Origin of the sequence: Paenibacillus amylolyticus (assembly GCF_051136285.1) — a bacterium.
Taxonomy (GTDB): domain Bacteria; phylum Bacillota; class Bacilli; order Paenibacillales; family Paenibacillaceae; genus Paenibacillus; species Paenibacillus amylolyticus_F.
In genome coordinates, this window is sequence record NZ_CP194938.1 from 3,170,236 (window position 1) to 3,192,746 (window position 22,511).

Below are 22,511 nucleotides of genomic sequence, written 5' to 3' on the forward strand. Positions count from 1 at the left end.
TGAAATGGGGGTTGGATTATGCAGGACGGTAAACAACATCTGTATGTATCGGTAACTCATAACCTGATTGAAAAAACGAAAAACGAATCTACACCGTTCGAAGTACTCGTCGATGACGGGCAATTGGCAACTTTGCAGGATCTAATGAAAGTACTTGAGGATGGGGATGAGTACTCCTTGCAGCGGGCACCCGTACCTTACAAGTCGGCAGACCATGATGATGGAAATGAACGACTTACGGACGGCGTGACGATGTTGTACACGTTCCTCTACGATCACGGCACACCCGAGACCAGACAAGCCATCGATGGCATGAACGTGCTCCCCAAGCTGCAAGATACGGACTACGATGACCCGGGATACGAGAACTCACCGATGAATAAATGATTGATCTAGCAAAAAATATGCAGGGCTCTTGGCATGAACAGATCTAATTCAATTTATTTCAATTCAATTCATTTCAATTCAAAAAGAAAATCAATCCCCTCCTTCTAATCAATGGAACTTTTAGAAGGAGGGGGATTCTATTAACTTATTTTCGGCGTGAATAATCATGGTTTAACTATCCGTTCATATTTCTTATATCCGTTATATTCTATAGTTCAACGTCTAGTCCAAACGTACTTCCTGCCCTTTCTCGGCAGACTCGTAGATGGCGCATAGCATACGTGTGGACATCACTCCATCGGCAATCGGACTGATGGGCGGCGTGCCATTCAGACAGCATTCCACAAAGTGATCGATCTGATTCTGGAATGCACCGTGAATATCCAGACCGGAATGATCCGTCTGAGGTTCAATGTTCATGATCGTGTCATGTTTCTCAGTGACAATCAACGTTTGGGGCTCCAGTTCAAATCCACCGCGCTCACCGTACAGCTTAACAAAGGATTCATCCTCGCGGGCATGGAGGGTAAAGCTTACATCGACCGCCAGGGAAGCACCATTTTCAAAACGAATCAGGGCATTCGCCATATCTTCGACGTTATTGATCGCAGCACTGTAGTCTGCCGCTTTGTAAAAGGAGAGATGTTCAACATTCGCACGATTGCCCAGCTTACGATACGTATTACCGCTGACCGATACAGGCTTCGGTCTTCCCATCAGATACCAGCACTGGTCGATAATATGTACACCAAGATCAATTAACGGGCCGCCGCCGGAACGAGCCTTGTCCGCAAACCAGCCACCCGGATTACCCAGTCGCCGCAGAATCGACGCTTTCGCATAATAAAGCTCGCCAAACTCACCTGCATCAATGAATCTGCGCAGCATTTGCATGTTGTTATCATAACGGCGTACAAAACCTACAACAAAGGTACGTCCACTCTTTTTCACAGCTTCCTCAATCCGCAGTGCATCTTCCACATTCGTAGCTACCGGCTTTTCCAGCAGCACATGTTTGCCTGCCTCCAGTGCAGCAATAGCGAACTCCGCATGTGTATTATTCCATGTACAGATGCTGACCGCATCCACATGCGGATCCTCCAGCATCTCACGGTAGTTGGTGTACACGGATTGAGCGTCGTACTTCTCAGCAGCCGCCTTCGCTCGTTCCTCGTTCAGATCACAGATGGCATAGATGACCGCATCCTCATTTTTGGCATAACACCTCATATGAAGATCCGAGATGGAACCTGTTCCGATCATGCCGATATGCAGCATTTGCTTGGTGCTCATCTTTGTCCTCCCTCCCTTTTCCAAAACATCGTTAACGTCTAGTCTGCCCGAAGCATCCCTTCGTAAATACCCGGTATTGAATTCTCGATCTCTACGGCTCCCAGCGTTCGTTTGTAGAAGTCCATTGGCCCAGCTGATCCGATGATTGCATAACCATAACCATCTGCTCTCATCGCATGCATAGAAGCCAGCAGCAAGGCTGTCCCTACACCCTTCCCGCGTGCATTCAGGCTCACTCCAGTTGGGCCAAAGAAATTACGGCACGTCGCTTCATAACAGGCAAACCCAATCATTTTTCCATGCTCAAGCGCAATGTAACAGCTCACAGGCTGACGCGCAAAAGCGACATCACATTCATCTACCCAAGACTGATTAAAATGGGTTTTCACCCAGTTCAGCACCTGCTGCTTCTCCGGGGCAATGGCTCTGCGAATCACAATGGATGCTGCCTTCAACTTCTCCAGTCCGCTGTCCTGCTCCGGCAAACGATAAAGTGCGACCAACATATCACTCATCCGTTTGTTTCCTCCTCAATTAGCACAGAATGATTCGCATATCTTGAAATTAACCTAATCCGACTACCGATAACCTGCTTCTTACGCGATAATTCGAATTTAAACTAACATGCTGATGATATTGTTCTATCCCAGGTGCAACACAAAGACAGGTTATCCCGTCAGTAAAGATGATAAGCGGTACTCTGTATATGAGTTTACCGTGACGACATCCAGATGAGAAGGGAAGATTATAAATGAAAAACAACATGAAAAAAGTAAGCACCCTGATGGCACTTTCTATGGTACTGAGCGGCGGAGCCGCTTATGCTGCATCACTAGATAACACAGCACAGCCTGTGCAGGAAACGGTCACTTCTGCCCCGAGCAGTACTGCAGGAGTTGTACATGTATCCGTCAATGGCGCAACGGTTGCAAACGGATACTGGACTCAAGACAATAAGACAGCCATGATCCCGCTTCGAGCGCTAACCGAAGCTCTGGGAATCGATTTGAAATGGCATAAGGAAGATAAGTCCGCAGAGCTGACTCGCAGTGCATTGTGGACTCAGGTTTTTGCGGGTAAAGATCGTTACTCCGTAAACAAAATGCTGCTGACCCTCGGTACAGCTCCTGAAATTAAGGATGGAACACTTTACGTACCTGCTGTTTTTGCCGAAAAAGTACTGCATGCAGGGTTGAGCACAACCGGAAATCAGGTGACGATTACAAGTGAGGAGGACGTTAAGACGTTTACAGAGCGCGGCGTGATTACCCGGATTTCGAATCAGGATCAATATCAGTCCATTCAGATTGGCGGTGCAGGGCTGGATGGCATCGTGCTCAATCTGAGCAAAGACAGTCAATTGATCTCCGCAGAGGGAAAAGAGATTAAACTTGCTGATCTGTCCATTGGTATGGTCGTAGAAGCTGAACATTCCTTGGCGATGACCAAAAGTCTGCCTCCACAAACACCAACGTATAAAGTGACTGTCCTGGATACAGCAGCTGAAACAGCAACACAACCCAAAGAACTTTTTGGAACATCAGGCATGATTGAACATGTGAATATGAAGGACGGCACGGTATCCCAGATTGAGATTAAAGGTATACGCCTGGCTGAGACTGCACCAGATCATGTCATTTTGAATATCAACAAAGATACGTTGCTAGTGAATCAAAAGGGTGAAACTGTAAAAGCCGAGCAATTGACCAAAGATGCCAAAGTGATTGGATTCTACAGCCCGATGTTGACTCGAAGCTTGCCTCCCATCGGCACAGCCTGGAAAGTGGTTGTGGAACTTCCAACCGCTCAGCCTAAAGCAGAATAAGATATGGAGTAAACCTGTATTTCTATAGGTTTGAGATCACACCTTGTACCTGAAAGATTTAACTGCAAATAAAGTGAGATGAAGCAAAGAACACAAAAACCTTTCCCTCCTGTCTTCCGGCAAGGCATGGGAAAGGTTTTTTCAACTTAGTCAGTTTCCAAAGCTTCCGACATGATCTGGATCAATGGAAGAAAGTGCGATTACACTTCTTCTATAGGTTCGATAATGGCCTCAGCCTCAATCTCTACCATCAGCAAAGGATCAATAAGTGCATTCACTTCGACCATCGTAGCTACAGGTTGAATCTGTCCAAAAAATTCACCGTGTGCTTTTCCAACCTCTTCCCACTGCGAAATATCCGTGACAAACATCCGTGTTCGAACAACATCGGTCAAGTCAGCGCCAAGCTCTTTCAGTGCTTTTTCAATCGTCTGCAAAATGAATTTGGTCTGCACATACGGGTCACCTGCACCCACAACGACACCATCCTGCATCGCTGTTGTTCCAGCAACCTCAACCCGGTTACCTACACGAATTGCGCGGCAATATCCAACCAGCGGTTCCCAGGGGGAGCCAGTAAACACCTGCTGTCTGCTCATTCTCTTGTCCCTCGCTCTATGTAATTTTATGTTTTGATTAAAGATGAATTATATCAGTCTGTCTTCATCTCAATCAACGGTATAAAGCTTAATTTCAACTTAATTATTCAAAGCAAAGACCCCTGAACAAGTCACTTTCACCTTAATTAAGGATTGGCTTGTTCAGGGGTCTTCAGGACTTCAAGAGGCACAAATTACAGTTTAATATTAGCTTCGTCAAAGTAATCTTCCAGCGTTAAACCACTCTTCACAACATCGGGTGCAATATCTGTGCCAACATAACGAATGTGCCATGGCTCATACACGTAACCCGTCTTGCTCTCTTGACCTTTCGGATAACGAATGATAAATCCGTATTCGGCAGCATGTTCATCCAGCCATTTGCCTTCTTTGGACTTGCCAAATACTTCTTCCAGGACGTTCCCCACGCTTGGACTCGATACATCTATGGCAAGTCCTGTCTGATGTTCACTACGGCCTGGAACGGCACTTACACGGGAAGCATACTCTTCCCCTTTGGTTTTCACATTATTGTTGTAGATGGATACCTGACGTTTGTAAGACCGATATCCGGACACAGCACGAAGCTCAACCCCGTCAGCTTTGGCACCGGCAAACAGTTTCTCCAGTGCTTCCGCAGCTTCCTTGCGCATATGCCGCTTCTCATGTGGCCCCTCGAAGGAGAACGGTACGTCAGGCTCAACCAGATCACTCGGTTCATAGCCTTCTGGCAGACTGCGCTGTTTGTTGACAATAACCGTCATCGCCTGCGCATTGGTCACCACGGACTGAGAATCTACAGTTGTCTGAAGGGCACTGATACTCCGTTTCTCCATGAGCGGATCTTCTGCCGTTGCCCCACCGCTTCCATTGTCTGAAGAACCTTGTTCTTCTCCTGTGGATGCATTGTCTGTGCCTTCCTCGCTACCTGAATTTGTAGCCTGATTTCCTTCCGAATTGCCCTTGCCATCGGAGCCTGGGTCTTCTGTCAGATGAACCGTCGTGCCATCTGCTCCCTGCTCCGTGTTAGATGTTCCATTTGCATTCTGATTTTCGTTCGAGCCGGAACTATTCTGGCACGCTGCCAGCAAAGCTCCACATATCATAAGTGAGGACAGCAGAACCACAATTCGGCGCTGTCTTCCTGTTCCTGATTTCATCGTAAAACCCCTATCACCTTAGTAGAATGAATATCTTCGTATACATGTTCACCATATTGTTATAGTGTTCCCTGCGACAGTATACCTCAAATGCATAACAAGCTCCACCCGTAAAGAGCACCCTCTGCCAGACTTTATACAAAGATATACCCCTTATACAGCTTGTACCCTTGTTTTCTGTACATTTAATGCCTCATCCCAAACTTAGACAGCTTATGGACACACCACTTCATCCTTGGATGGGAAAAGAAAACTTCGCAGCTTACGTTAGGGTGTGTCTGAAAACGCTGAAGGAAGGCAATTTAGCTTAAATTTCGTTCCAAGCCAGGAAGTTTGCCGCAGGCGTGCCGGGGCACGTGAAGGGAAAGTGACACAGCAGTGGGGCGAAAAGGCGGTAAAAGATGCACTTCAGTAGGTTTCAAGACACGTCCTAGTTACAGCGTGTTCCTGCAAATCTCTAAACCATGCTTACACCAAAAAGAAGCAGGGGCGATCTGGTGATCTCCCCCGCTGTACTTGTGTTATGCATTATTTGGTAGCCGGGCTGTCCTTGTGTTTCTGGACAGCCTGCCACATCCGCGCAGCCACGCGCTCGCGGATGAGATCCAGACCGGCTGCTGCGGGCACACCTGGCAGCAGCGCGGTCAGCTCGGGCAGCGCAGGCGGTTTGCCCGACTGCGCAAGCCGCACCTCCACGGCGCCGAAGCCCGGCCCCGGCTGGTGCATGGCGCCGTCTGCGGCAGCCTCGGCGATCCACTCGCCGACAGCTGCGCCGCCTTCGCCAGCCCGCGCCTGCGGGCGGCCCGCCGTCTCCGCTGCGCGGCCCGGGCCGCCGGGATCATGGGCAAGTTCCTCTGCCCATGATCCCAGCACGCCGGCGAGCAGTGCTTCGCGCGGCAGGCCGGCGTGCGCCAGCTGCTGCAGCGGCTCGGCCGCGAGGCGCGCAGCAACGGCGCGCTCCGCCGCCGCGGCATGTGGGCAGCCTGCGCGGCCGCAGGTGCACGCCGCCGCAGTCGCTGCGCCTGGCGCGCCAGCGGGCTCCGCGGCGGGCAGCAGCCCGGCGAGCTCCTCCGGCGCCGGGCCGCCGCGCAGCAGGGCGTACAGCGCCAGCGGGCGCTTGCGCAGCTGTGTCAGCACGGCTTCGCGCTGCGCCTCGCTCAGCTGCGGCAGCGTGCCATTGACCGTGAACACGCCGGATACGGCTGTTCCGGTCTGATCTGCATCAGCGAACCCGGATGCAATCTCGCCCGGATCAGCCGCCGTATTTACCTCTGCTGTCCACACCCCGGGGGACATATGCAGCTCGATCTTCCATTTTTCGCTCATCATCATCCCCCTCTCTTCATGGATCATCCAAACTAGAGTTACCAACATCAAGCCGATTTTTCCTTCATCCCAAACACTTATCTTTTAGATCACAAATCACCTTATCCACTACACACCGCAGGGTTAACCTACAGCCACGTCTCCCCTTGAAGCGAGATCAGGCTGCGCAACTCGTCATCCGACATCTCGGTCAGCCAGTTTTCGCCTGAACCAACAACCTGCTCGGAGAGAGCTTTCTTGCTCTCAATCAGCTCATCAATGCGTTCCTCTAATGTACCCTGGCAGATTAACTTGTGTACCTGCACGTTGCGAATCTGCCCGATGCGGAATACACGGTCTGTCGCCTGATTCTCCACCGCCGGATTCCACCAGCGGTCATAGTGAATGACATGACTTGCCCGTGTCAGATTCAGACCTACACCTCCGGCACGAAGAGACAGCACAAACATGGACGGACCTTCTCCCTTTTGGAATGTCTCCACCATGTTATCCCTCTGGGCTTTCGAAACACCGCCGTGCAGGAAGTAAGGTTCTTCCTCATAGCGCCGTTTCAATCGGGAAACTAACAAATCCCCCATCGCAACATACTGGGTAAAGATCAAAGCCGATTCTCCGTTGTCCCGAATAGCATCCAGCAGTTCCAGTAGCCGTTCCATCTTGCCTGATGCTTCGGCCTTGCCATGATCCTTCCGGCTGCTGTCCGCCAGCACAGGATGATCACAGATTTGCTTGAGCTTGGTCAGAGATGATAATACAATGCCTTTGCGCGCAATGCCGTTTCGACCATCCAGACCACCCATCAGATCATCCACGACACGTTGATATAGAATCGTCTGTTCTGGTGTTAATGAACAATAAGATTTCAATTCAAGCTTCTCCGGCAGATCTTTGCGAATATCCGGGTCACTTTTCAACCGGCGAAGCATAAATGGCGATACCAGTCGATGTAACTCACGCAGCGAGGCCGCGTTCTCTTCCGATGGAGCCAGACCTGTATAACGCTGGCGAAACGAAGATGATGTGCCCAGATAACCCGGATTGAGAAATTGGAAAATAGACCAAAGCTCACTCAGCCGGTTCTCGACCGGCGTTCCTGTCATCGCAATACGATGAGAGGTAGACAGTCGCATGACACTCTGTGCCTGCTTCGTCCGATAATTTTTAATATATTGCGCCTCATCCAGCACAACAGTAGACCAGTGCAGTGAAGCCAGATCCAGACCGTCCCGGCCAGCCAGATGATACGTTGTGAGCACAATATCATGCTTCTGCGCTTCCTCCAGGAAAGCCTCCCCATGCAGCCGTTGTCCACCATGATGAATATACAGAGACAGATTTGGAGCAAACCGCTTCAGCTCACGCTGCCAATTGCCCAGTAGCGACGTTGGGCAGACAATTAGCGTAGGCCATTGATCTTCTGGGATATCTTCCGTGGGATCCATGCCTTCTTCTTGTGTTTCCTGCAACGCAGCCTGCCGTTCCTCTTCTTTGCGATCCAGTAAACAGGTGATAACCTGAATTGTTTTCCCAAGTCCCATATCATCAGCAAGACACACCCCGAATCCCAGCTCACCCATCGCCGATAACCACTGAAACCCACGTTCCTGATACGGCCGCAGTTCACCATGCAGCTCCGATGGCACCGGACGGGGCTCAATGTTGCGAAGTACCTGTCCATCGAGCAGGAAAGCGAGCATGCCTTCGGATTCAGCACCAAAAACAGACATACCTTTCCAGACGGAGTCCTCCCCTTCATCAGCGGCCAGATGCAACCATTCGGAAAGCGGCATGTATTGCTCTTCTTCTTTTTTCATATAACGCAGCACTTGGCGAATCTCTTTGGTATCCACTTCAATCCATTCCCCGCGAAACATAACATAAGGAACAGTGGATTCAGCCAAGACGGCAAGTTCCTCCGCTGTTATCGGCTTACCATCCAGCATCGGCTCAGCTGTAAAAGCAACCAGTTGCTCCATACCCAGCGCAGATGTAGCTCCGGGCAGACGCTCGGAAGATCCGTTCATCATCTGTAAACGAAGACCTGCACGCCTTTTTCCGGCACGGCTCCATCTCGATGGCATCAGAACCGTTACGCCTGCCTTTTGCAACTTAGGAACCGCATGGGTAAGAAATTCAAAAAAGCTCTGTTGCTCCAGTTGAATCCCTTCCGGACGAGCATGCAGCAAAGCGGTTTCCAGTTCCGGTGCAAGCTCGGACGCCTGCCCGATGGCCATCAATAACTGCTCTGCGGCTGACACATAGCAGACCTTTCCCCGATCCAGATTACGCTCCGGATGTGCCCAAATGCTTCGTGCAGGCAGTCTAAGACCTGCTTCCTGATCACTGTCCACCCAAAAACTGATGCCCCAAGTGGTATCCTGTTCTCCCAGTGACGGCTCCAAACGCAGCACAAGTTTGAATGTGCCTTCCACAGGCAGCATCTCTTCTACACCAAAAGCAGGCATCGTTGTGCCGCCCGCTTCATGGAGTGTATCCATAAAAGCCGTCATTTCCTCTGTCGGCCCTTGCACGGTAACCGGACGGAACATAGAGATCAGACTATTCCACCAGAGCTCCGATACTGGCGAAGATCCTCGTCTGAACGATGTCCGATAACGAGACAACTCACTATCCATGCCCTCCAGTTCTGTGGTGACCACCGCATGAATGATACCGCTCATAAATGAAAATAAGACAGCCCCGGCTGCTCCCTCACGCGTCTCTGGCTCCATGGAGGCGTATGCTCCTGGCGCTGACAGCGCAATCGGCGGCATTGACTCAGCAAGGCTCCTGAAACGCTCCTGATCCTCTTCCAGCTGTAGACGCGGCCGCCATACTCCTGTCAGGGTCTCCTGTCCGGTTCTTCGTCTTGCGCCGGTCTTAGCCGCGAACGTAGCGGCCGGAGCAATCGCTCCGCGGAGCAGCAGTTCCTGTGTGAACTGTGCTGCCTTGACCCAATAACGCATCTCTTCTCCAGTCTGAATTCCAGCCGACTGAAACATGCGATCATCCCATTGTAACAACAGTCTGAAGGCATCCTTCGGTGAAACAGCTAATCCTTCCAGCGTGCGTCCGAGCAACTGTCGCCGTTTTATATTTTTGGCCTCTGCCGCATTACGAAGCGGATTCGGCCAGCGCAGTTCGGCAAGACGCAGCGCGGCAGGCTGAAATAGACGACCCCCGTCGCCAAATTGCAGCCTCCTCACTACGTGGCTCCATGCATCCACACGCGGTTCCGATGTTTCACCGGAAAAACAAAAAAATACGTCTCCAAGCCATACTCCATACAGCGATTGCATCATTACAGTCTCCCGTCATCCCTTCGCATTGTTACTCTCCATCATATACGAAAATGAACGGATTTAAAAACCTTTACACATAAAAATTGCGGATTCTACTGTTTATTGGCATAAAAAAATGCCCCTTCTCCAGAAAACGGAAGAGGAACATTTTGTTTATTCTTTCGAATGTTATGGCAGTAAAACGGTCATACATATTTATCGAATCAAGATCTGACCAGACTACCAAGCAGTACATCAAGGTTCAAAATACCTGCGCGGTGATCTGCACAAAAGCCGATTTTATCGAAAACACCAAGCATGAAGCGACGATGCTCTTCCGCAGGCTCTTCAAAGCGATCATACGTCACAACAGAATCGACCATATCTACAATCAGAGGTACGAATCCGTTCTTATAAGGGACAACGATAATCCGCGTAGATGAGTTATCTTCCTGCTCCGGCATGCCAAGCAACACGCGAAGACTCACCACCGAAACCACCTTACCGTACAATGAAGCAAATCCTCTAATCTCCGGACTTCCAAAAGGAACCGTTGTAACCTCTACCATTCTGATAATTTCATGAACCTGATCAATACGAAGTGCAAAAATCTGTTCTCCGACCGAGAAATTAATATATTGCATTACTTCATCCATAATTGTCCCCATACCCTCTCATTCCGTAAAATCAGATCGTCAACATGCTTTTGGCTGTCGTGCGTTAAACGATGAGTCGTTACATGTTGTATCGGCAATTTCGACATAAATGTTTAGGCTTTCAACAAGAAGAATCACAGTTCTATAACTTTTCCTGCCCTCATTCAAAAAAAGAGGTGTTTGACCCATTTTCCTGTGGATAACTTATTAAACACGCCTTGATTTTTTCTTTTTATAGATGAAAATATAGAGTTATTCCTCATTTGTGGATAAGTTGTGCACATATTGCTAACAACCTGTGGATATATACCTTTATTCATGTGGATATTTAATATTTTAATGTGGACATGTTGTGTATTTGTTTGTAAATCTAACGTAAAGTTTGTCGTTTTCGGAACAGTTATCCTGTACTGTGGACACATTGTGGAAAGCCTTTCAATGGCAGTATTGGATTTCAATCTCCCTGCCTGTCGTTATTTATAGGGCTGTTTTCAGCCCAATTCATAAGGATTTCTGCTGTCTGTTCAAACTGGAACACTGGAAAATAGTGACCATAAGGCACATCAACTTTTTTATATCCGGGTTTTAATCCGGCTGGAAAATGATATTCTCGATCCTTATCAGCCCAAACAATCAATGGATCTGCAGCATCCTTTGCCTGCTGAAAGCTTCCGTATCTCTCCCAGAAGCTTATCCCCTGCTCGTGACTCAAATGAATCCACCGAAGCAGATCAACATGTGCACCCGCGATGCGAGGAGAACGAAGATAACCGTATGCCCTCTGGGCCACTCTGTCCATACTGCTCTCTTTAATCGGAACGCCACTGTCTTTACTAAACATCCGTACCCAACTCCCCTGAGACTTGCTTCGGAGCAACGTTCTCACAACAGGCCGAGGCAGCCGGAGCATCTGTTTTAAATGTCCATTATTCTCCTCATTCACGTTGTCCGCAGCAGGCTGGAGCAAGGCCACACGAATATCGGTGCGCCCGCTTTGCTTCAACGCGGCAGCTGCGATCGCCGCACCTACAGAATGACCAACAAGTTTGATTGGAAATTGCATTTCGCCCAAAGCATCCACAAGTGTGTTAACCTGACCGGTGAATGCGTCATGCCCCTGATGAACAGGGGAGCGACCAAACCCTGCCAGATCAACGATCCAGACTGGATTCCCCGTAAGTCTCCACAGCTGTGATCCAAGAGGTAACAAGTCGTCGGCACATTGCAATAGACCATGCACGATAACCCACGGTTCTCCCTCACCTTCCCAGCCTAACATCGCCAGATTCCCTCGTCGTACGCGGATATAATCGGTAGGAATACGTTCAGCTGCTGGCTTGGGCAGTAAGCGGTAGTCCAGATCAGCTGTAATAAACGGAAGCTGCTCCCGAATATCCGGCCAGGTTCTGCCCATCCGTTTCAACAGCCCCTCGGTCTCCTCTACCTGAAATGTTCGGTCTGTAATAAAAGCAAGTGATTGAGCAGGTATACCGCTGATGCGGGTTCCTCCTATGTTCAAGAGCTTTTGAATCCAGGACAGCGGTAATGCTCCTGCTGGCTTAGGTACGTCCAGTTGCTTCGTAAGTATGTGCAACAATTCCTTCATGTTTGGGCTGTTTTCCTTACGTGCGAGCAGTGGATAAGTCCCTCCGATTGGAGAAGCGTCTTTTGTCAAAAACACAAGTATCTCTGCGACCACATCATTCTCGACCAGTGGTAGCCAGTAAGACGATCCACCAGGTACAACAGGCATAAAGCCTTTCTGAACCGCACCAATGAGCAGTCCAATACCACCCGTCTGCTCCGTTTCACCCGTTGGACGGGGCCCGACGACTGTACTGGGATTTACGACAGATAGCGTATAGCCGTACTGCTTCGCATGCTCACGAATATAACCATCCGCCTGGAATTTCATCTCTTCATACGCGCTCTCTTGGCTGTTCGAATGATTGATCTTAATCTGTTCCTCTTGCTCGCTCCCCCGTCCATAAGGACTCATAAAGCCAACCACATGAATAAAATGCCGCAGTCCTCCGCTACGCTGAATATCCTCTGCCAACTGTGCTATTTCTCTCGCCCCGTGCCTGAAAATTTTCTCTGCTGTCTCTCGTTCCAGCGTAATGTCCATCGTGCCGCCTGCATGAAGAATCACGTTAGCTTCCCTGATCCGTTTGTGATCTCGAGGCACGAGTCCCAGACCCTGCACAGATAAATCTCCTACGACAAACGTAATCCGTTCAAAACTCCTCACGCCGTAACTCTCCAGTACTGTTCTGGCCCGCTGCTCAGAGCGAACCAGCAGAAGCATATGTACATCTGTTTTCTCCACAAGCTGTTTGACCGTTTCCTTCCCAATAAAACCGGTGCTGCCTGTCATGAAAAGAACGGTTTGCCCTAAATTTGTTGTCTGATTCATCGCGATGCCTCCACACTATTTTTTAGTTTGAATTCTGCATTAGTTCCGTTTTAATTGTGTCTTCTTTTCGTTTGATATCACATTCATAATTAGAACTAATTAGTACTAGTTATGTTAAAAAAAAGAGCTTCGCTTAACGAAGCATCTGACAAAACGTTTGTGCCGACTGTTCAATAATACCCAGATCACGAGAAGTTCCGGCGAGAATCAGCGAACCTTCAAGTGCTGCAACAAATAATGCTGCTGCCGCTCCCGGCTCAACCCCTTTGCGGAATTCTCCACGTTCCACCCCTTGCTGAAGCAGCTTCTCCACCATAGGTACAAGCTCCCTGAAGAAGATTGATATGCTTTCCTTCGCTTGTGAGGCACTTTCGGGTGCCTGCATGTAGAGGGTGACAAACGGACACGTCCCTTCAAAGTTTCGACTCTCTATGCCGGCGGAGAGCAATGCCAGGAATGAGCTGATTCGTTCCTCCACGCTCCGTTCACGCTGGCTGAGCAGCAGGTACAGTTCTGATTCGTATTGCGCAATCCAGTACTGTACAACTGCGTGAAGCAGTTCCTCCTTATTTTTAAAATGATAATAGATGTTGGATTTGGATACGCCACTTACACGCACAACCTCATCCATGCTGACATAAGCATAACCTTGCCGTAGAAATAGCTGCGCAGCCACTTCAACCGCTTTGGTACGGTTCACCGGACCGGTGCTTCTAGATCTGGACGGTTTAGACGTTCCATCATGTGTGGTGTAGTTATCATTCATAAGTAGAACTATATAGTACTATTTTAACAAAAGCAAGGTTATCTATTGATAAAAGCAGATCAGAAGGAGAGTTTCTGAAAAGTTGTCCACATTTAGACGTTATACACACAGGATATCCACATATAGTATTAACCTGATGTAAAAGTTTGTTTTTTTGATTTGTAAATTTGTTTAGTTATCCACATTTTTTAGACAGAGCACCATGCAGTCGCAGAGAACGCAAAGAAGCCAGCTGCAAAAATATGCAACCGACTTCAAAGGCATGTGCTTTATTTATTTTTTCAGACTATCCCAGTTCTGCTGCAATGCATCAAGCAATGCTTTTTTATCCGATTTGCCTGCTACATACGCCTGAATGGTGCTGCCAAACTCTTGCGGAACGCCTTCAGGGAAACGGTTAAAGTTCCAGCTTAACGTTTTATTTTCCTGACTGTATTTCATGATCTCTGTTGCCAGATCTCCCAGCTCTTCCTCAGATGCCTGGATGGAACTGAATGCCGGGATAAACTTAAATTCCTTTGTTAAATATTTTTTGCCAATGTCAGATGTGACGAGCCATTCCAGAAACTCTTTTGCCTCCGGCTTCACCTGAGAGTTTTTGTTCACAACCCAGTAGTTAGGCACACCTACAAACAACTTGTCGTTCGGTTCATTGGTAATCGGCATAGGCAGAATGCCCAGATTCAGATCCGGATTAATGCCGTCAATCTGTACCTGTGTCCAGTTCCCTTGCTGCATCATGGCCGCTTCACCGCTCGCAAACAGGGTAACCTGTGTGTTGTAGTCGGTGGTCAACGGATTTTTGTTGCTGTATTTCAGCGTCAGGTCAAGCAGGTTGATCCAGTCTGCAAATATTGGGTTCCCCGGAATTTTCTCCGTTCCTTCGTTCAGCCCTTGAATGAATTTTACCGGGTCTGCCTGATTCGCAAACGCTACATTGACGTTATGATTGCCAAGCACCCACCATTCCTGATAACCGTTGGAGAACGGGGTAATGCCCGCATCCTGTAGTTTCTTTGCTGCCTGATCGAGCTGTTCGAGTGTCGTTGGAATCTGGGTGATGCCTGCTTTGGTAAACAGATCCTTGTTATAAATAAATCCGTACCCTTCCAGCGCGAGCGGCTGTCCATAGAGCTTGCCGTCTTTGGTCATCGGTTCTTTAGCTACTTCCAGCACATCCTTGGCCCAAGCTTCACCGGACAGGTCTTCCAGATATTCAAGCCAGGTGTCCAATTCACGGTATCCACCTACGTTGAAAATATCCGGTTGTTCGCCAGCGGCAAACTTGGCTTTTAATGCAGCACCGTAGTCACTGCCACCGCCTACTGTCTGAATGTCCAGCTTCACGCCTGGATGGGAAGACTCATACTCCGCCTTGAGACGATTGAGCGCTTCAGCAATTTCGACTTTGAATTGAAAGATTTTAATGGTTTTGGTTCCAGCCGCAGCTTCACCACCGCCAGTTTGAGCATCCGTATTTACAGGACTGCCGCTCTTGTCCCCGTTTCCACAACCCGCAAGCATGACCGAAAAAGCGATGAGCATCAACAACGTTAACTTCGTCATTCTTTTCATAGATACACTCTCCCCGTAAGTAAATTCACTTTTACCGTCTGCATCTCTTGCTTACCCTCTTACTTTTGATCCGGCTTTACTTCATTTGTTTAAAATGACCCTGTCCTTGCCTTTTCTTCTTTTGCTTACTATATAGATGAACTGACGCAATTCCCACAATAGGTGTATGCGTAGTTAATCACGGATTAACAGCAAATCTAGCTCTTATCTCTATGTCTTTGATGCTGGAGCGTCCAGTTATTATATTCGACCTGTAACTGATTTTTTAAGGAACTTCCTTTGTTCATCCTTGTCTTTCACTGTCTTTCACTATATTTCCCCGCCTTGCTCTGGCACATCTGCCCAAGCCCTGCGGGCAGATGTGCCTTTTGCTCACCTCCGTGCGAGGCAGGAGCGGAGGCATCATGATGCGCTGGAGGAGCGGAGCGTTCGCCTTTGAAACTCGGGGGCTTCCTTGCCTCAATCATTCAGGCCCCCGAGGAGCAACAGCGACCGAAAGCGCACATGATGCCGGAGCGACTAACCCTCGCACTCCCCCACACATGATGCCGGAGCGACTTCCATCGCACTAACCCTTAACGGACCCGGCTGTAATGCCTTGAATAATATACTTCTGCATCAGCAGGAAGAAAATAATGATCGGCATGATCCCAAGCACCAACGCGGGCAGTGCCAGGTCCCACTGCTTCGTATATTGACCAAACAACGCGAAGGTTGCAATTGGAATGGTGCGCAGATTGGAGCTTTGCAGGATCAAAGATGGTAACAGGTAGTCATTCCAGATCCAGAGTGTATTCAGAATGATGACGGTGACATACATCGGTTTCATCAGCGGGAATACAATACGGAAGAATACCCCATAGGCCGAACTGCCGTCCACACGAGCCGCTTCTTCAATCTCCAAGGGAACCGATTTAACGAAGCCGTGAAACAAGAAAATGGACATCGGCGCTCCGAACCCGAGATAACAGATAATGAGTCCGCCAAGACTGTCGATCAGCCCCAGATTGCTGGTTACTGTAACAAGTGGAATCATGATAGACTGAAACGGAATCACCATCGCGGCAATAAACAGGCCGAACAATATTCTATTGAATCGTGTATTGCTGCGCACCATTCGGTACGCGGCCATGGAACTGATCAGAACTAGCAGCAGATTGCTGACGATCGTCACGATCAGTGAGTTCATTAGTGCTGACGGGAAGCTGATTTTCTCCCAGGCATTGGCGTAGTTGCCCCACTGAAACACTTCCGGCCAGGCAGCCGAATTGGTAAGCAGGTCACCAAATGTTTTGACCGAGTTCACAAACAGGAAGTAAAACGGAACAAGAAACAGTAATCCGATAAGTACCATGACAATCTCGGTAATCACAATACCGAAGCGGTAATTTTTCGTCGTCTCCATCAGGCTTCAACCTCCTTGCTCTTCGTCAACCGAACCTGGACTATAGTGATAACCGCAACGATGACAAAGAATATAAAGGCTTTGGCAGTTCCAATACCGTACCGGTTGTTCAAAAAGGCTTCATTGTAGATATTGAGTGCAACCGACTCGGTTGAGCCAAATGGACCGCCCTTTGTAAGCGACAGGTTGAGATCAAACATTTTGAAAGACCACGAGATTGCCAGGAACAGACAAATGGTTACACCAGGCATAATGAGTGGTAAAATAATGCTCCGTAGCACCTGACCGCGACTCGCTCCATCAATCTCGGCAGCTTCCAGCAGATCGGGTGATACATTCGTTAAGGATGAGATGTAGATAACCATAAGATAACCGGCGGTCTGCCATACAAAAACAATGACAATTCCCCAGAAGGCCGTCGGTTCATCTCCCAGCCACGGGAGATTAAAAAAGGACCAGCCAGTCACGTCGCCTACTGCTGAAAACCCTTTCACAAATATGAATTGCCAGATAAACCCGAGCAGCAACCCACCAATCACGTTAGGCATAAAAAAAATCGTACGCAGAATGTTTCTCGTCTTGAGAGGTTTGGTCAGGAAGTAGGCCAGAAAAAAACCGATGAGATTAGTAAGAATCACCCCTACAATGGTGAAACGTACCGTGAACCAGAATGCATTCTGGAACTTGGGATCGTTTGCAAAAATATGCACGAAGTTATCAAGTCCAACCCAGTTAATGCTGGCAGATACTCCGTTCCAATCCGTAAAGGAATACATCATGCCAAGCAGGAAAGGGACCACGATGATGAGAATAAAAAATATAACGGAGGGACCCACGAACACAAGCTGCTGTAACAGCTGTGAAGATTTGCGATGCTTCATATCGTTCTCCCCTTCTATAGATGGATGATATTGGGCTCTTTTTCTATTAAACTCCAAAATCGTGAAGGGGAACACCGACACTCGTGAACAGTTGGGTGTAAAATATTGTCCTCTCTTGACGAGCCACCAGAAGGGGTGTACTGATGTCCAAATATTATAGTATCCGCACCAAGCTGATTGCCTTTATGCTGATCGCAACGACCATTCCACTACTGGCATCCATTAGCATGACCTTTATTCAGACCAGAACAGCCCTGCGGGAACAGGCACTGGAAGAGAATAAACGTCTTATTTATCAAGCTTCAACCAATCTCAACAATTATGTTGATAACGTGGCACGAGCCTCACTCGCCGTATACAATGATCCGAATTTCCTACGGAATCTGGCTAAATTACCAGGTGATTATCGGGCTGTTGCCGAGGTATATACGACATTACAAACGATCAGAGCGGCTATACCGGATGTGTTTCAGCTCTATCTGCATTCCTTTGTATCCAAGCAATCCACCTTGATTGCAAACCCTTTCCCGAAACGGGAGGAACGAAAGGAAGCCTATTCGGGTTCACTGCAGAACAACACGAGGAACAGTGGCTCTGATATCTGGGTTGAATCTGCACATATGAGTCATACCTATGGCTTCAAGACAGCTTCTCCTGACGATTCACCAAGAACGGTGATTACCTTGCATCGGATCATTCGGGATATCCCCTCTCCTGAACAACTGGGCGTGCTTTCCATTGACCTTAACATGAATAGTATTGCAGCAATCTGCAGCAGGTTGTATGATCCGGCTAAAGAGCAGATCTATGTCGTGGATGGGCAAAACCGGATCGTTTATCAAGGTAGTACCAAGGTACAAGCTTCTAACGAAGCCGGTCATTTGCAGTCAGTGGCAGGAAGTACACTGCAAGACGGACGAACCCTTGCTGGTGAAGCACGCAATGCGGCTGGTCATTTTGAACAGGACCACTCCATGTATGTGTATCAGCAACTCGGCAGCAGCTATGCAAATTGGACCATCGTTAAACAAATTCCGAATGAAACGTTATACACGAGAGCCACTGCACTCACTTGGAATAATGCAATCATTGCGATTGCCGCGTTAATGCTTGTTATTGTGGCAACATTATTCATCTCCATACGAATTACTGGTCCGCTTAAGCAACTCATGCGATATATGAATCAGATTCAGGCAGGCCGCCTGCATGTGGATATCCGTCTGTCGAGCCGAGATGAATTCGGAGTGCTTGCCAGGCATTTCCGAGATATGATGGACACGGTAAATAACTTGATCTTGCGTGAGTACCAACTGGAGATTGCCAACAAAACAAATCAGCTCAAAGCATTACAGGCTCAGATTCACCCGCATTTCCTGTATAACACGCTGCAATCCATTGGTACGCTGGCATTACAACAACAAGGCAAGCGGGCATATACCTTACTTTCTTCTCTTTCCAAAATGCTTCGTTACAGCATGCGGGATCAGACCTGTGTAACCCTCCGTGAAGAAGCGGAGCATGCCCGGTTATATCTGGAACTGCAGCAAGAGCGATTTGGTGATCGCCTGGAGGTACACTTGAATTTTGCAGAAGACACACTAACCACCCCAATGCCTCGAATGACTTTGCAGCCTCTGATCGAAAATTATTTCAAACACGGAGCTGATATACAACCAGGAAAAGGGTACATCTCCATTACCAGCCGCCGGGTGGACGAACACTGGATTGAGATTGAGCTGATTAATAACGGGCCTCTCATTCCAGAAAATAAACTGATCGAGATTCGGGGGTGGCTTCAACCCCATACCATAGATTCTGAAATAATATCTCAGGAGTCAGCCCTGTCCGAATCCATCGGCCTTCGCAATGTGGCAAGCAGACTTGCACTTAACTCTCATCCCGGCAAACCTGCCCGGATCGAAATAGACAATATAGAAGCAGGCGGTGTGAAGCTTCAAGTCAAACTATACGCGGGAGAGTGAACAACATGAAAGCACTGCTTGTTGATGATGAACAGCATGTTCGCCATGCCATCCAACTTCTTGGTCATTGGGATAGCCTGGGGATTGATGTCTTACTGGAAGCAGCGGACGGAAACGAAGCGATCGAAGCAATTACAGTGCATCAACCCGAGATTATACTGAGTGATATGCGCATGCCTGGCAAGGACGGAATGGCCTTGCTTGAGTGGATCTCAGCTCATGCCCCTCATAGTAAAGTGATTGTTATTAGCGGATATGACGATTTTGAACTGGTAAGGCACGCGATTCGCCATGGTGGTATGGACTACTTGCTGAAACCCGTTGAGGCAGACGAATTAAATGCATCCTTGGTCAAAGCCGTGAAGGCCTGGGAGGATGAGCATACCGTACGCACAGAGTCCACCAAACAATCCATCGTAGTGAATCGCATGCGTCCGCATTATCAGGATCGCCTGCTCACCGAGCTGGCCATTGGCAGAGGCAGTACTTCTTCAAATATAGAGCGATTACAGGAAGAGCTGAATCTCCCCTGTTCCATTCCAATGTGCTGTGTTGCTGTCACCAGTCTGTCCCATCTGGATGCGGATTGTTTAGCTAAATACCGCAGTCAGCCGGATCTGCTGGTATTCTCGGTGCTTAACATCTGCGCCGAGATGTTAAGCACGCCAGCCGAAGGTGTCACATTCCGTCAGCTTAACCAGCCGGATGAAATTGTACTGCTTCACTGGGGGTCACAGTCCTCACTGGTACGTATTCTGGAAAGCATTAACGATGGGTTGGAGCAGACGATTCAGCGCAGACTTCATTTCGGGATATCTACCTGTGAAAACTACCCTGCTGGTATTTCGGCAGCCTATCTGGATGCCAGCTCCAAATTGTGGAGACGCAACACGATTGATACGCAGCAGCATATCCACTCCACTCATGAATCTTCGATCAGGAGTAAGGGTAAACGGCTGACTGCTTTTGAAGAATCTATGCGTATAGCTGCCATGAGCTGCCGTGCTTCGAGTGTATCCGACACCGTCACGGAGTGGCTTGAACCACTCACCAAGCTGGAGGTGATCAACGCAGAGCAGTTGCAACAATGGATGCAAGAGCTGGAATGGATGCTCAGCCGCTGGTTAGATGATGCCGAAGGCTCCCTTTGCCCGGAGGAGGACAATATTGAGGATCAGTTTCCTCCTTTTGCGGAGTTACCCTTCGACCACCAAGGTCTACTTTCATTCCCGATCCTTCGTTCTCTGCTGGAGCAACGATTGCTTGCAGCCGGCAAGGCACTCACAGCTCAGCGGCACGCCGATCCTGATCCAATGCGTGAAATCGCACGCTACATGGAAGCCCATTATCAAGAGGACTTGTCATTACAACAGATGGCAGCACGCTTTTATCTGAGCAGGGAGTACATCTCGCGTAAATTCAAACAGCAGTTCGGGCTGAACTGGTCAGAATATCTCGGCAAGCTGCGGATTAATAGCGCCAAGCTTCTGCTGCAGAATCCCTCCTTGCGAGTTGCCAAAGTCTCGGAAATGGTCGGTTTCCAGGATGAAAAGTATTTCAGCAAGGTATTTAAAAAGATGGAAGGCATAACCCCTGCGGAATATCGAAAAACCAAGTTGTAACAGGTTCATAAAGTTCATAACCAAACTGTACTGATAAAAAAGAGGACTTCTCGACATGATCTGTCGGAAGTCCTCTTTATGCCTTACGTTTACAGCAACGCAAGTTTATTGTCAGGATGGCTTATTGGCTTTCTTTTTTCTAAAGTAATATATCATTCGAAAGACCGCTCCTATTGCAAAAATGGACATAAGTACATAAGGGAAGTTATCACCCGTTTTTTTAGCCATGATGGGAAAATAGATAAAGGCAAATAGCAATATAGCAATATCCAGATAGAACATCACTTTCCAATACGTATTGATCGATATACCTCCTTCAATTTACCAAATATGGTCCTATTAAAAACATTATATCATACCAATCCTTATTGGAAGGGAGACATAGTTACCGATCTCTCAGGATCACACTGGGCACAAACCGGATATAGATCAACTCTCCTGCAAGCTCCACCATCGTCTGCATAACAATGACCGCCGCCGCAATCGTTGCCCACTCTGGCGAGAGGGACAGTGCCAAAGGCAGAACAACCAGTGAATTACGGGTAGATGCACTAAAAATTAATGCTCGGCCAGCACCTGTATCCAGTTGGAAAAGCTTTGCAATAAACCTGGATATGAGGGGCATAATGATGAGGAATGCAGCGTAGATTGGAATGACATTCACAATACTGTTCAGATCATTGTAGACCTTACCCATCTGGGAAGCTACAACGACAACCAGGGCGAGTGCCATCAACGGAACCGGGAGCCATGCCGTCGCATGAAGTAACCGCTGCGCACTTGCACCCTTTTTGCACAATACTTGTGTCATCACTGCCCATGAATAACCAAAGATACCCTGGAAGCAAAATCATCTGCACCACAAACAGCAGCGGAGTTGCTGCCAGCATCAGCTTCTCGTCCCCTTTCCCCAGCTGTGTAAACACGATGACGTAATCAATACAAGGAGTTAACAATACTAGATAAACACCCATCAATACACCCGGAGTTTGTGGAAAAACAAGCGTAAGCATCCATACAACTACAGGAACAACAATAAAATTGGCTATGAGCAGCGCAGCCATAAAACGCCGATTCGTCCAGGATGCTAGAAGCTCCATAAACGGAATTTGTAAAAACATACTATAGAGTAGCACAGCAAGAATTGGTGACATCGCATAATGCAGTGTATTTCCCCATTCCGGAGCGGCCAAGCCGATCCATGCACCTGCCAATAAAGCACTGACATAGAACCAGGTCTTCTGTCTCTCCATTATTTCTCTGGTTAACATATCTCTCCCCCTATGTGCCAAACCACCTGATAAGGACATATTCCTGTCTATTGCAGCGTACACTGG

The 22,511-nt window shown here is 48.3% G+C and carries 17 protein-coding genes and 1 pseudogene; 4 read left to right on the forward strand and 14 right to left on the reverse strand.

Annotated elements, in window-relative coordinates; genetic code table 11:
- The first annotated feature begins 18 nt into the window (after nt 1-18).
- Nucleotides 19-387 carry a hypothetical protein gene (locus ACR8BL_RS13820; RefSeq protein ID WP_434748205.1) on the forward strand — a complete coding sequence of 123 codons (369 nt, stop codon included), beginning with the start codon at nt 19-21 and terminating at the stop codon, nt 385-387.
- A gap of 222 nt (nt 388-609) precedes the next feature.
- Here ACR8BL_RS13820 and ACR8BL_RS13825 read toward each other — a convergent pair whose 3' ends face one another.
- Nucleotides 610-1,680: a Gfo/Idh/MocA family protein gene (locus ACR8BL_RS13825; protein ID WP_434748206.1), complete on the reverse strand. Its 1,071-nt coding sequence runs from the start codon at nt 1,678-1,680 to the stop codon at nt 610-612.
- A gap of 38 nt (nt 1,681-1,718) precedes the next feature.
- Nucleotides 1,719-2,195 carry a GNAT family N-acetyltransferase gene (locus tag ACR8BL_RS13830; RefSeq protein ID WP_434748207.1) on the reverse strand — a complete coding sequence of 159 codons (477 nt, stop codon included), beginning with the start codon at nt 2,193-2,195 and terminating at the stop codon, nt 1,719-1,721.
- A gap of 248 nt (nt 2,196-2,443) precedes the next feature.
- Between ACR8BL_RS13830 and ACR8BL_RS13835 the strand changes: the two genes are divergently transcribed.
- Nucleotides 2,444-3,505, forward strand: a complete 1,062-nt coding sequence (locus ACR8BL_RS13835; RefSeq protein ID WP_434748208.1) for a copper amine oxidase N-terminal domain-containing protein — start codon at nt 2,444-2,446, stop codon at nt 3,503-3,505.
- 200 nt (nt 3,506-3,705) lie between these two features.
- Here ACR8BL_RS13835 and ACR8BL_RS13840 read toward each other — a convergent pair whose 3' ends face one another.
- The 11 genes from ACR8BL_RS13840 to ACR8BL_RS13890 form a co-directional block, all read right to left on the reverse strand.
- Nucleotides 3,706-4,104, reverse strand: a complete 399-nt coding sequence (locus ACR8BL_RS13840; protein ID WP_434748209.1) for a RidA family protein — start codon at nt 4,102-4,104, stop codon at nt 3,706-3,708.
- Between the two features lie 194 nt (nt 4,105-4,298).
- Nucleotides 4,299-5,264 (reverse strand): D-alanyl-D-alanine carboxypeptidase family protein, encoded by a 966-nt coding sequence (locus tag ACR8BL_RS13845; RefSeq protein ID WP_434748210.1) that lies wholly within the window; start codon nt 5,262-5,264, stop codon nt 4,299-4,301.
- A gap of 528 nt (nt 5,265-5,792) precedes the next feature.
- Nucleotides 5,793-6,617 carry a hypothetical protein gene (locus tag ACR8BL_RS13850; RefSeq protein ID WP_434748211.1) on the reverse strand — a complete coding sequence of 275 codons (825 nt, stop codon included), beginning with the start codon at nt 6,615-6,617 and terminating at the stop codon, nt 5,793-5,795.
- A 101-nt stretch (nt 6,618-6,718) separates the two neighbouring features.
- Nucleotides 6,719-9,892 (reverse strand): DEAD/DEAH box helicase, encoded by a 3,174-nt coding sequence (locus tag ACR8BL_RS13855; RefSeq protein ID WP_434748212.1) that lies wholly within the window; start codon nt 9,890-9,892, stop codon nt 6,719-6,721.
- Nucleotides 9,893-10,095: 203 nt separating this feature from the next.
- Nucleotides 10,096-10,539: a chemotaxis protein CheW gene (locus ACR8BL_RS13860; protein ID WP_434748213.1), complete on the reverse strand. Its 444-nt coding sequence runs from the start codon at nt 10,537-10,539 to the stop codon at nt 10,096-10,098.
- Nucleotides 10,540-10,981: 442 nt separating this feature from the next.
- Entirely contained in the window at nt 10,982-12,943 is a 1,962-nt protein-coding gene (locus tag ACR8BL_RS13865) for an alpha/beta fold hydrolase (protein WP_434748214.1), read from the reverse strand.
- A gap of 133 nt (nt 12,944-13,076) precedes the next feature.
- A complete protein-coding gene (locus tag ACR8BL_RS13870; RefSeq protein WP_434748215.1) occupies nt 13,077-13,643 on the reverse strand; it encodes a TetR/AcrR family transcriptional regulator in 567 nt (188 codons plus the stop codon).
- A 339-nt stretch (nt 13,644-13,982) separates the two neighbouring features.
- Nucleotides 13,983-15,284 (reverse strand): ABC transporter substrate-binding protein, encoded by a 1,302-nt coding sequence (locus ACR8BL_RS13875; protein ID WP_434748216.1) that lies wholly within the window; start codon nt 15,282-15,284, stop codon nt 13,983-13,985.
- Between the two features lie 296 nt (nt 15,285-15,580).
- Nucleotides 15,581-15,751 carry a hypothetical protein gene (locus ACR8BL_RS13880; RefSeq protein WP_434748217.1) on the reverse strand — a complete coding sequence of 57 codons (171 nt, stop codon included), beginning with the start codon at nt 15,749-15,751 and terminating at the stop codon, nt 15,581-15,583.
- A gap of 101 nt (nt 15,752-15,852) precedes the next feature.
- A complete protein-coding gene (locus tag ACR8BL_RS13885) occupies nt 15,853-16,689 on the reverse strand; it encodes a carbohydrate ABC transporter permease (protein WP_434748218.1) in 837 nt (278 codons plus the stop codon).
- Entirely contained in the window at nt 16,689-17,570 is an 882-nt protein-coding gene (locus ACR8BL_RS13890; RefSeq protein ID WP_434748219.1) for a carbohydrate ABC transporter permease, read from the reverse strand. Before ACR8BL_RS13890 ends, ACR8BL_RS13885 begins: the two co-directional genes overlap by 1 nt.
- 143 nt (nt 17,571-17,713) lie before the next feature.
- On the opposite strand from ACR8BL_RS13890, the gene ACR8BL_RS13895 reads away from it, so the two are divergent.
- Together ACR8BL_RS13895 and ACR8BL_RS13900 are read left to right on the forward strand one after the other, a co-directional pair.
- Nucleotides 17,714-19,552 carry a cache domain-containing sensor histidine kinase gene (locus tag ACR8BL_RS13895; protein WP_434748220.1) on the forward strand — a complete coding sequence of 613 codons (1,839 nt, stop codon included), beginning with the start codon at nt 17,714-17,716 and terminating at the stop codon, nt 19,550-19,552.
- Between the two features lie 5 nt (nt 19,553-19,557).
- Nucleotides 19,558-21,174: a response regulator transcription factor gene (locus tag ACR8BL_RS13900; protein WP_434748221.1), complete on the forward strand. Its 1,617-nt coding sequence runs from the start codon at nt 19,558-19,560 to the stop codon at nt 21,172-21,174.
- A 385-nt stretch (nt 21,175-21,559) separates the two neighbouring features.
- Here ACR8BL_RS13900 and ACR8BL_RS13905 read toward each other — a convergent pair.
- Nucleotides 21,560-22,445 (reverse strand): annotated as a pseudogene (locus tag ACR8BL_RS13905) (arsenic resistance protein).
- Nucleotides 22,446-22,511 lie beyond the last annotated feature (66 nt).